We start from the raw sequence: 9,429 nt of genomic DNA on the forward strand, positions 1-9,429 counted from the left end.
GGGCGCATGGGCGACGGAGGGCGGCGGAGGGCGGCGGCGACACGATCGGCGAGGGCGCCGAGGCATTTTTTGCCGGCGCGCTGCCGCCGGCCGGGTTGTACGCGCTGCTGTACTACACGCATTACCACGCGTCGCGCTTCAACGATTCCCACGGCAATGGTTCGGTGCCGGGCTTCAAGCTCGATGCGGACGTGCTTATTCCGCGCGTGGTCTGGATGTCGAACCTGTCGGTGCTCGGCGGGCGCTATGGCGCGTATGCGGTGCTGCCGATGCAGCACCTTGCGCTCGATGCGGGCGGCGCGTCGTTCGACCGCACCAATCTCGGCGACCTGATTGTCAGCCCCGCGCTGATCGCGTGGGGTTCGGGCGCGTTGCGCACGGTCGCGGCGATCGAGTTCGTGTTTCCGACCGGGCAGTATGACGCGCATTCGGCGCTGAACACGGGCAAGAACTACTACACCGCGCGGCCGGTGTTCGGCGTGTCGTGGCTGCCGAACGACGAGGTCGAGGTGTCCGCGAAGATCACGTACAGCTTCAACTCGCCGAACAACGACACGCACTATCACTCGGGGAACCTGTTTCACGTCGACTATTCGGCGAGCTATGCGGTCACGCCGAAGGCGCGGGTCGGGTTGTCCGGCTACTTCGTCAAGCAGACCACGGACGACATGCAGAACGGCCAGCCGGTCGCGGGCGACGGCTTTCGCGGGCAGACCTTCGCGATCGGGCCGGGATTTCGCTATCAGTTCAGCAAGATCAGCGTGGAAGCGCGGGTCGTGAAGGAGTTCTTCGTGCGCAACCGGCCGGCCGGGGAGGCCGTGTGGGCGAAGGCCGTCATTCCGTTCTGACCTGACGGCGCGCAGCCGGTTGCACGCGTGACGCCGCCGTTGCGGGGCGTCACGCTTTACTGCGTCATCCGTTACCGCGCGAGCGCAGCGAGACGCGGGAACAGCGGCAATGCGTTCGCACGGTTGATCGCGGCGTGGCGGTCGGCGCCGAGTGCCGCATACGCATCCTGCGCGTGGGTGAACGACGTGCTGACTGCGGGCGGCGCGTACGGGAAGTCGCTGCCGTACAGCACGCGATCGGGGTGCGCGAACGCGGTGAGGCTCGGCAGCGCGGACGGCGACGACAGCGCGGTATCGAAGTAGAACGTGCGCAGCAGGTCGAGCAGCCCGTCACGGTTCGGCACATCGTTGCGCACGCCCGGTGCGAGTTCGGCAAAGCGGTACGCGGTGTACGGCAGGAAGCCGCCCGCGTGCGACAGGATGATCCGCACGTTCGGGTGCCGCGCGATCACGCCGTTGAGCACGAGCTGGACGGCCGTGCGCGTCGTATCGAACGGATAGTCGAGCAGCGGGCCGGGCATCCCGGGTATCGCATCGATCGCGGGCTTCGCCGGGTGGATGAACACGACCGCGCGGCGGCGGTCGAGTTCTGCCCAGACGGATTCGAAGGCCGGATCGCCAGATAGACGCCGCCGTAGTTGCTCAGCAGCACGACGCCGTCGGCTTTCAGCGTGTCGAACGCGTGGCCGATTTCGGCGAGCGTGCCGTCGACGTCGGGCAGCGGCAGCGTCGCGAAGTTGCCGAAGCGGGTCGGCCACTTTGCGACGAGTCCGGCCACGTATTCGTTGACCTGGCGCGCCATGTCGCGCTTGGCCTGGCCGTTCCAGCCCTGGACGCCGGGCGCCGTCAGCGACAGCACGCCGGTCTCGATCTCGAGCGAATCCATGAACGCGATCGCGCCTTCCGGGCTCCAGGTGGGGCTGCCCCAGCCGGACGGATCGCCGCCGTGGGCGGGCAGTGCATCGGCCCAGAACGGCGGGACGACGTGTTGGTGAACATCGATACGGTTGCGGTCGGACATGATTCGGCTCCTGTGGAAGTGCGCTGCGGTGCAACGTCTGACCGTCAGGATGCGCGTGGTTGATTTTTCAATCAAATAGATTAAATTTCAGGATTGATTGTTTTCAGTGATGAATAGACCGTATGGACCTTCGCCATTTGCGCTACTTTCTCGCGGTTGCCGAAGAGGGGCATTTCGGCCGTGCGGCGGAGCGGCTGCATATCGTGCAGCCCGCGCTGAGCATGCAGATTCGCGCGCTCGAGGAGGAACTGGGCACGCCGCTGTTCGAGCGCAGCACGCGCAAGGTGGCGCTGACGGACGCCGGCCGGCTGCTGGTGACCGAGGCGCGGCACACGCTCGAGCAGGCCGAGCGCGCGAAGGCGGTCGTACAGCGCGCGGCACGTGGCGAGACGGGCGTGGTGCGGATCGGCTTCGTCGGCAATGCGGTCGCGACGGGGCGGCTGTCCGACGACCTGATTGCGTTTCATGCGGCGTGGCCGGAGGTGACGCTCGACCTGCACGAGATGGCGCCGGCCGCGCAGCAGGACGCGATCCTCGCGGGCCGGCTCGACATCGGCTATTGCCCGGCGTTCGGCACGGCGTTCGATCCGAAGCTGGCCGTGCGGACGGTCGGCAGCTGGGCGTGGGACGTGATGATGAACGACCGGCACGCGTTCGCGAAGCAGCGCTCGGTGAGCGTCGCGGCACTCGCGGACGAGCCGTTCATTTTCTACGCGGCGGACGGTGACGACGAAGGGCAGCTTGCGATCCTGCGGCAGGTGCTCGGCAAGACGCCGCGCATCGCACACAAGGTGAGCAGCACGCTGTCGGTGCTGGCGTTGACGGGGGCTGGCCTCGGGGTGGCGCTGGTGCCGTCGCCGTTGAGCCGGATCGCGGCGCCGAACATCGTGTACCGGAAACTCGCCGGCGGCGTGCCGGGCTCCGAACTCGTCGCGATCAGCCGGATCGGCGGGGAATGGGGGGCGGTACGGCAGTATCTGGCGATGTTGGGTGAGCGCGCCGCGTGATACGGACCACAATGTCCTGCATGCCGCGCTCGGCCTCCGGCTGCAGAACGGGCGCATTGGGCGGCCCGCTGAACGGCAAATACGGCCGCGCTGGAATCCTGGCAGTGTACTCGCCAACCTCGTGCCAGCTCTCCCGCCCCCGTTTATGGGAGTCTCGGGCAAAGACGGCCAGATTTTTGTGGTCTGCCTGCCGGACCAAAGCGCCCTTCGCTGTGGTGCGAAGTCGTACCGTCACGCTGCGCGCAGGATGGGAAAACCTCCCGCCGAGCCGATGAATACGCGCATATGGCGTGGCGGCGCCAATCAGCGCATAGTCCGGCACGAAATCGGTCGAGACGTTTACGGAAAGGGTTCTGTGATCTTGCAGTGTTTTCAGGACGCTGCCCCCGTTATTCCGCTTCAGCATCTCTCTCAGTGGATTTCGCAAGCGGCACCCACGCCGGACGCCCCTGCGCCTCGAAATTGCCCCGTTTCGTGCTTTCGAGCATGCCGGCGATCTCTCGGTACATGTCAACGGTGCCGGCAAGCACCTGCTCTGCAGCGTCGAGCTTCGCCGAAGTCGACCACAATATCCCAAAGCTTTGCCATGGCACCCGCAATTCAGTGAACCGCTGATCAGTATTGCGCCGGCCGCGTCCATCAACGCTCGCGACGCGTTCCTGATCATGCGCAACACTGTGTCGACCTACAACCGCATCGTGAAGCCCGAAGACCGGATGCTTTGAACCATGAAAGACGATACCTGGGAACGCCTGGAGGCCTTTACACGCGAGGAACTCGGTCGGCCGTTGTTCGGCGGGAAGCTGAACCTGCAGCCGGAATCCCGGCTTGAGCAGGATCTCGGCGTCACGGGCCTCGACGGCGTGGAGTTCATAGATAGGTGGGCAGAGACATTTGGCGTCGACGCCCAAGGATTCCCGTATCGGCGCTATTTCGGCCCCGAAGGTCAGGAGCTGCTGTCGTCACTCATCGGGCTGTTCGTAAAGCGGCTGCGCCAGCCGAAGCGGCGGCCGCTGACGCTGGGAATGCTGGCCGAGGCAACGCGACGTGGGAAGTGGGACACGGACGCGATCGAGGCTGCTACAGGACAGTGATCGGATATGCTGGGCCGGTCGATGTACTGACCGGCCCTCTTCATTGGCGTAAATATACTTACGCTACGCGAATTTTTTCTACCTACCTATTTAACGCGCTTGAGCAGGCGCATTTATCGCGTGCGGCTTCAGCCGCGTGAGTGCCGCGGCGCGCGCCGGTATTACTCTTCGTCCATCAACCGGACCTTGACCCGCTTGCCCTTGATCTTCCCTGCATTGAGCTTGCGCAGCGCGTCGCGCGCCACGCCGCGCTCGAGCGCGACATAGGTCGAGAACTCGGTCACGTTGATCTTGCCGATCTGCTTGCCGTCGAACCCGGCGTCGCCGGTCAGCGCGCCGAGCACGTCGCCCGGACGGATCTTGTCCTTGCGCCCGCCGAGGATCTGCAGCGTTTCCATCGGCGGCGTCAGCACGCCGTCGTCGGCCGGCGTCAGTTCCGCGAGCGGATGCCATTCGACGTCGCGCTTCTGCGCCTGCTCGATCCCGCCGACGCGGCCCATCTCGTCCATGCTCGCGAGGCTCAGCGCCCAGCCGTCCTGGTCCGCGCGGCCCGTGCGGCCGATGCGGTGCACGTGCACTTCGGGGTCGGGCGTCACGTCGACGTTGATCACCGCTTCGAGCTGCGCGATGTCGAGCCCGCGCGCGGCGACGTCGGTTGCGACCAGCACCGAGCAGCTGCGGTTCGCGAACTGGATCAGCACCTGGTCGCGTTCGCGCTGGTCGAGCTCGCCGTGCAGCGCGAGCGCGTGGAAGCCCTGCGCGTGCAGCACGTCGAGCAGGTCGCGGCACTGCTGCTTCGTGTTGCAGAACGCGATCGTGCTTACCGGCCGGTAGTGGTTCAGCAGCTGGCCCACCGCATGCAGCCGCTCGTCTTCCGTCACTTCATAGAAGCGCTGGCGGATCTTGCTGTTGTCGTGGCGCTCTTCGAGCTTCACTTCCTTCGGGTTGCGCAGGAATTGCTGGCTCAGCTTCACGATGCCGTCCGGATAGGTCGCGGAGAACAGCAGCGTCTGGCGCGTGGTCGGGCACATCCGCGCGACCTTCGCGATGTCGTCGAAGAAGCCCATGTCGAGCATCCGGTCGGCTTCGTCGAGTACCAGCGTGTTCAGCGCGTCGAGCTTCAGGTTGCCGCGATCGAGGTGATCCATGATGCGGCCCGGCGTGCCGACGACGATGTGTGCGCCGTGCTCGAGGCTCTGCGCCTGCGGGCGCATCGGCGTGCCGCCGCACAGCGTCAGCACCTTCACGTTTTCTTCGGCGCGCGCGAGGCGGCGCACTTCCTGCGCGACCTGGTCGGCGAGTTCGCGCGTCGGGCACAGGATCATCGCCTGCACGTCGAAGCTGCGCGCATCGAGGCGCGCCAGCAGCGCGAGCGAGAACGCGGCGGTCTTGCCGCTGCCCGTCTTCGCCTGCGCGATCAGGTCCTGGCCGGCCAGCGCGATCGGCAGGCTCGCGGCCTGGATCGGCGTCATGTCGACATAGCCGAGCTGCGCGAGGTTCGCGAGCGTGGCGGGCGTCAGCGGCAGCGCGCTGAACGGCGTGGCGGTCGGCTGGGTCATTCCACGTCTCCGAGGTAAGGGCGGCCTTCCATCTGCTCGTAGACGACCGTGCCTTCGTCGTCTTCGAAGCGTTCGAGGTAGTTGCGCGCGCCGCACAGCGGGCAGCGGAACAGCAGCCCCTGGCCTTCGTCCTTGATGACGACGTCGGACTGCTCCCACTGCGTGCCGCAGCTCTGGTTTCGGCAGGTAAACACGGTCTTTCTCCAGCTGAATTCGGTTGATGGCGCGCCCGGGCGGGCGCGGCAACGGCGTGCGGCGCTCGCGCGGCTAGGGCGCGGGCCGCATCGGGCGTCGCTTGGATTGCGTCGATGCGGATGATGGATCGGGCGGCGACGGGGTCGCGCGTGCCGCAATTCTAGCGGAAGCGGGCGGCCGGTTGCGGACGATCGGCTGTGGGCGACCGGCTGCGGGCGACGCTTTCGGGGATGGCGGGCATTCATGGCCCGGTATTTGCGAAAACAGGCCCCGATCACCGCCACCAAGAAAAACGGCCGCCCCGAAGGGCGGCCGTGTCATGCGGCGCAACGGTATCGCGCGGCGCGTTACAGCGCCATGTCGGCCGAGGCCTTCGCCGGGCGGGCCGGCGCGGTGCCGGTGGCCTGCGACGGCGTGTTGACGTCGATCTTCGGCGGCGGCGACAGCTGCAGCACGTCGCTGGTGTACGTCCATTCCTCGACGACCTTCGCCGGGCTGTCGTTCAGCTTCGTACCGTAGCTCGGCACGATCTGGCGGATCTTCTGCTGCCATTCGGGCGTCGCGACCTTGTCCTTGAACACCTTCTTCATCAGGTTCAGCATGATCGGCGCGGCCGTCGACGCGCCCGGCGATGCGCCGAGCAGGCCCGCGATGCTGCCGTCCTGCGACGCGACGATCTCGGTGCCGAGCTTCAGCACGCCACCCTTCACCGGGTCGCGCTTGATGATCTGCACGCGCTGGCCGGCTTGCCACAGGCGCCAGTCTTCCTTCTTCGCGTTCGGGAAGTATTCCTTCAGCGCGTTGAAGCGGTCGTCATCGGACAGCATCAGCTGGCCGGCGAGGTACTGGACCAGCGGGAATTCGTCCACGCCCACGCGCATCATCGGCGCGACGTTGTGCGTGTTGGTGCTCTTGAGCAGGTCGAAGTACGAACCGTTCTTCAGGAACTTGGTCGAGAACGTCGCGAACGGCCCGAACAGGATGATCTTCTTGCCGTCGATGATCCGCGTGTCGAGGTGCGGCACCGACATCGGCGGCGAGCCGACCGATGCCTTGCCGTATGCCTTCGCCAAATGCTGCTTCACGACTTCGGGGTTGTCCGTCACGAGGAACGAGCCGCCGACCGGGAACGCGCCGTAGTCCTTCGCCTCGGGGATGCCCGACGCCTGCAGCAGGTGCAGCGCACCGCCGCCCGCGCCGATGAACACGAACTTCGCGTCGACCGATTGCGCCGGTTCATCCGAGTGCAGCTTGACCCAGCTCACGTGCCACGTGCCGTCGGCATTGCGCGAGATCTCGCGCACTTCGCTCGACAGCGACAGCGTGAAGTTCGGCTGCGTCTTCAGGTAGCCGACGAACTGGCGCGTGATCTCGCCGAAGTTCACGTCGGTGCCGATCGGCGTCCACGTCGCCGCGACCTTCTGGTTGCGGTCGCGGCCTTCCATCATCAGCGGCACCCACTGCTTGATCTGGTCGTAGTCTTCCGAATACTGCATCCCGCGGAACAGCGGGCTCGCCTGCAGCGCTTCGTAGCGCTTCTTCAGGAAGCGGACGTTGTCGTCGCCCCACACGAAGCTCATGTGCGGCGTCGAGTTGATGAACGAATGCGGGTTCTTCAGCACGCCCTGCTTGACCTGCCACGCCCAGAACTGGCGCGAGATCTGGAACGACTCGTTGATCTCGATGGCCTTCGAGATGTCGATCTTGCCGTCCGCCTTCTCCGGCGTGTAGTTCAGTTCGGCGAGTGCCGAGTGGCCGGTGCCGGCATTGTTCCAGCCGTTCGAGCTTTCCAGCGCGACGCCGTCGAGGCGTTCGACCATCGTCATCGACCAGTCAGGTTGAAGCTCGTGCAGCCAGACGCCGAGCGTCGAGCTCATGATGCCGCCGCCCACCAGCAGGACGTCGACCTTCTTCGTATCGGCGGCATGCGCGGACGACGCGGCGACGCACAGCGCGAGCGCCGACAGTATTACCCGTAACGTTTTGATCACAGCAGATCCCTTTTTCAACTTGGATGCATCGGTTTGCCAGACCGCCCGGCACGGGTGTCGATCGCGGAGAAACGCGGATCCGGAGATCCGGATCGCGAATCCGGAATTCCGGATCGACGCCGCGCGCCGTTGCATTTGCGCACGCGAAACCGTCGGGAAGGACACCTTCGGATCGGCTTCCTGCGGGCAGGCAAGCGCCTGCGTCACAGTGGCGCACGACGCGCCCGGGCCCTTGCGGCAAGCCTGAGCGGAAGGCGCTTCAGGCTGCGTGGAAAGAGGCCGCGCGCGACGCGTTTTGCGGGGGCGGGATGGCAAGGGGCGCGTAATGTAACCGAACTCGTTTGCTGTGTCACAAACGAAAAATACCGTTGTTTTCGTGGGGTTTTTTGTGTGTCCGGGTTTCCGGAATGACAGTCGCGGGAACCGGGAAAGCTGGGGATAACTGCGCGGGATCGGGAGGGTATTTCGAGGGGTGCTGCGTCGTGTCGCGGCAGCGCGCCGCGACACGAACGCGTGACGTCACGTCACTTTACTTCGCGGCGGCGTTCCGGCAGAACTGGTCGTACGCTTGCGCCGAATTCGCGAAGCCCTTTTGCTTGGCGAGTTCCCATGGGCGCTCGCATTGTTGCGTTGCTTCGCACCACGAATAGCCGGCCGACGGGATGCAACCGTGCGCATCGCGATCGCTGCCGGGCATCGGCGGTACGGCCGGCGCCGTTGCTTGAGCCGGCGACTGAGCCGGCGGCGTGGATTGCGCGGCACAGGCGCTCAATGCGAACGCGCAGGCCAGCGTGGCGGCCAGCGAAGCGGAAGGGAGGAAACGCTTCATCAGGTAGTGCTCCATGGGATGAGTTTCGGAGAATCGGGTGAAGGCCCGCACGTTCGTCGTGTCGTTCAGGCGTCCGGCACCGGCACGCGCGACGAGAACTTCACTTCGCGCAACGCGAGGCTCGACTGGATCGACGACACCCCGGCCTGCTTGCGCAGCACACGCTCGACGAATTCCGCATACGCGTCGAGATCGGCCGCGACGACCTGCAGGATGTAGTCGGCCGCGCCGGTGATCTTGTGGCAGGACGTCACTTCGTCGTGACGCCGCATCACGTCCTCGAAGTGATCCGAATCCTGGTCGGAATGCATGTTGAACGTCACCTGCACGAACGCGAACACGTTCATGCCGAGCGCGCGCCGGTCGAGGTTCGCCTGGTAGCCGGTGATCACGCCCTCGTCCTCGAGCCGCTTGCGGCGGCGCCAGCAGGGCGTGACGCTCAGCGACAGCTTCTCGCCGAGCGTCGCGTTCGACAGCGCGCCGTCGTCCTGCAGCAGGCGCAGCATGGCGCGGTCGACGCCATCCAGTTCAGCCGAAGCGCGATTTTTGCTCATTTCCGGGATTCCGTAGGCGGTTTTCTCAAAATTGTATAAAAGCCGCGCGTCGAAAGCAAAGCTATTGCCGGTTGCCGTCAATAAACTGTTGCCACCCTCACTGCAACGGTCAACCATGCTCACGGTCTACAGCAGCGATCACCAACTGCATCGCGGCGTCGAACTGAAGGACGGCGCGATCACCGATTCGTTCGAAAACCCCCTTCGCGCCGAAACGGTGCTCGCGCAGGTGCGCGCCGCCGGCCTCGGCGACGTGATCGCGCCGAAGCCGTTCGACCGCGCCCGCTACGCGGCCGCGCACAGCGCGCGCTACGTCGATTTCCTCGCCGGC

Annotated in this window: 9 protein-coding genes and 3 pseudogenes; 5 read left to right on the forward strand and 7 right to left on the reverse strand. The window is 65.7% G+C overall.

Going from position 1 to position 9,429, the window contains the following annotated elements:
• The first annotated feature begins 95 nt into the window (after positions 1-95).
• A complete protein-coding gene (locus tag JYJ84_RS05785; protein ID WP_236027180.1) occupies positions 96-848 on the forward strand; it encodes a transporter in 753 nt (250 codons plus the stop codon).
• Positions 849-919: 71 nt separating this feature from the next.
• Here JYJ84_RS05785 and hndA read toward each other — a convergent pair.
• Positions 920-1,869: pseudogene (hndA, locus tag JYJ84_RS05790) on the reverse strand (2-hydroxy-1-naphthoic acid nonoxidative decarboxylase).
• 122 nt (positions 1,870-1,991) lie between these two features.
• On the opposite strand from hndA, the gene JYJ84_RS05795 reads away from it, so the two are divergent.
• Complete coding sequence (locus JYJ84_RS05795) at positions 1,992-2,876, forward strand: LysR substrate-binding domain-containing protein (protein WP_122948561.1); 885 nt, start codon at positions 1,992-1,994, stop codon at positions 2,874-2,876.
• Here the strand turns inward: JYJ84_RS05795 and JYJ84_RS38475 are convergent.
• A complete protein-coding gene (locus tag JYJ84_RS38475; protein WP_368034749.1) occupies positions 2,806-3,543 on the reverse strand; it encodes a phage virion morphogenesis protein in 738 nt (245 codons plus the stop codon). The genes JYJ84_RS05795 and JYJ84_RS38475 overlap by 71 nt on opposite strands.
• Between JYJ84_RS38475 and JYJ84_RS38480 the strand changes: the two are divergent.
• Together JYJ84_RS38480 and JYJ84_RS05805 are read left to right on the forward strand one after the other, a co-directional pair.
• Positions 3,521-3,601 (forward strand): annotated as a pseudogene (locus tag JYJ84_RS38480) (STM2901 family protein); the annotation flags it as partial. The gene JYJ84_RS38475 and the pseudogene JYJ84_RS38480 overlap by 23 nt on opposite strands.
• A 3-nt stretch (positions 3,602-3,604) precedes the next feature.
• Positions 3,605-3,970, forward strand: coding sequence for a DUF1493 family protein (locus tag JYJ84_RS05805; protein ID WP_122948564.1), 366 nt, complete (start codon positions 3,605-3,607; stop codon positions 3,968-3,970).
• Between the two features lie 161 nt (positions 3,971-4,131).
• On the opposite strand, the gene dbpA is transcribed toward JYJ84_RS05805, so the two are convergent.
• The 5 genes from dbpA to JYJ84_RS05830 all read right to left on the reverse strand — a co-directional run bounded on the left by dbpA (position 4,132) and on the right by JYJ84_RS05830 (position 9,098).
• Complete coding sequence (dbpA, locus tag JYJ84_RS05810; protein WP_122948565.1) at positions 4,132-5,529, reverse strand: ATP-dependent RNA helicase DbpA; 1,398 nt, start codon at positions 5,527-5,529, stop codon at positions 4,132-4,134.
• Complete coding sequence (locus JYJ84_RS05815) at positions 5,526-5,723, reverse strand: hypothetical protein (RefSeq protein WP_122948566.1); 198 nt, start codon at positions 5,721-5,723, stop codon at positions 5,526-5,528. Before JYJ84_RS05815 ends, dbpA begins: the two co-directional genes overlap by 4 nt.
• A 348-nt stretch (positions 5,724-6,071) precedes the next feature.
• Positions 6,072-7,733, reverse strand: coding sequence for a malate dehydrogenase (quinone) (gene mqo, locus JYJ84_RS05820; RefSeq protein ID WP_174976650.1), 1,662 nt, complete (start codon positions 7,731-7,733; stop codon positions 6,072-6,074).
• A gap of 511 nt (positions 7,734-8,244) precedes the next feature.
• Positions 8,245-8,544 carry a hypothetical protein gene (locus JYJ84_RS05825; RefSeq protein WP_122949680.1) on the reverse strand — a complete coding sequence of 100 codons (300 nt, stop codon included), beginning with the start codon at positions 8,542-8,544 and terminating at the stop codon, positions 8,245-8,247.
• A gap of 65 nt (positions 8,545-8,609) precedes the next feature.
• A complete protein-coding gene (locus JYJ84_RS05830) occupies positions 8,610-9,098 on the reverse strand; it encodes an Lrp/AsnC family transcriptional regulator (RefSeq protein WP_122948567.1) in 489 nt (162 codons plus the stop codon).
• A gap of 115 nt (positions 9,099-9,213) precedes the next feature.
• On the opposite strand from JYJ84_RS05830, the pseudogene JYJ84_RS05835 reads away from it, so the two are divergent.
• A pseudogene (locus JYJ84_RS05835) lies at positions 9,214-9,429 on the forward strand (histone deacetylase family protein); the annotation flags it as partial.

Origin of the sequence: Burkholderia sp. LMG 13014 (genome assembly GCF_905232215.1) — a bacterium.
Classification (GTDB): Bacteria; Pseudomonadota; Gammaproteobacteria; order Burkholderiales; family Burkholderiaceae; genus Burkholderia.

Excerpts from the sequence above, each read along its gene's own strand:
- JYJ84_RS05795 (WP_122948561.1), top strand. The coding sequence starts at position 1,992 with ATGGACCTTCGCCATTTGCGCTACTTTCTCGCGGTTGCCGAAGAGGGG.
- JYJ84_RS38475 (WP_368034749.1), bottom strand. The coding sequence starts at position 3,543 with ATGATCAGGAACGCGTCGCGAGCGTTGATGGACGCGGCCGGCGCAATA.
- JYJ84_RS05805 (WP_122948564.1), top strand. The coding sequence starts at position 3,605 with ATGAAAGACGATACCTGGGAACGCCTGGAGGCCTTTACACGCGAGGAA.
- dbpA (WP_122948565.1), bottom strand. The coding sequence starts at position 5,529 with ATGACCCAGCCGACCGCCACGCCGTTCAGCGCGCTGCCGCTGACGCCC.
- JYJ84_RS05825 (WP_122949680.1), bottom strand. The coding sequence starts at position 8,544 with ATGAAGCGTTTCCTCCCTTCCGCTTCGCTGGCCGCCACGCTGGCCTGC.
- JYJ84_RS05830 (WP_122948567.1), bottom strand. The coding sequence starts at position 9,098 with ATGAGCAAAAATCGCGCTTCGGCTGAACTGGATGGCGTCGACCGCGCC.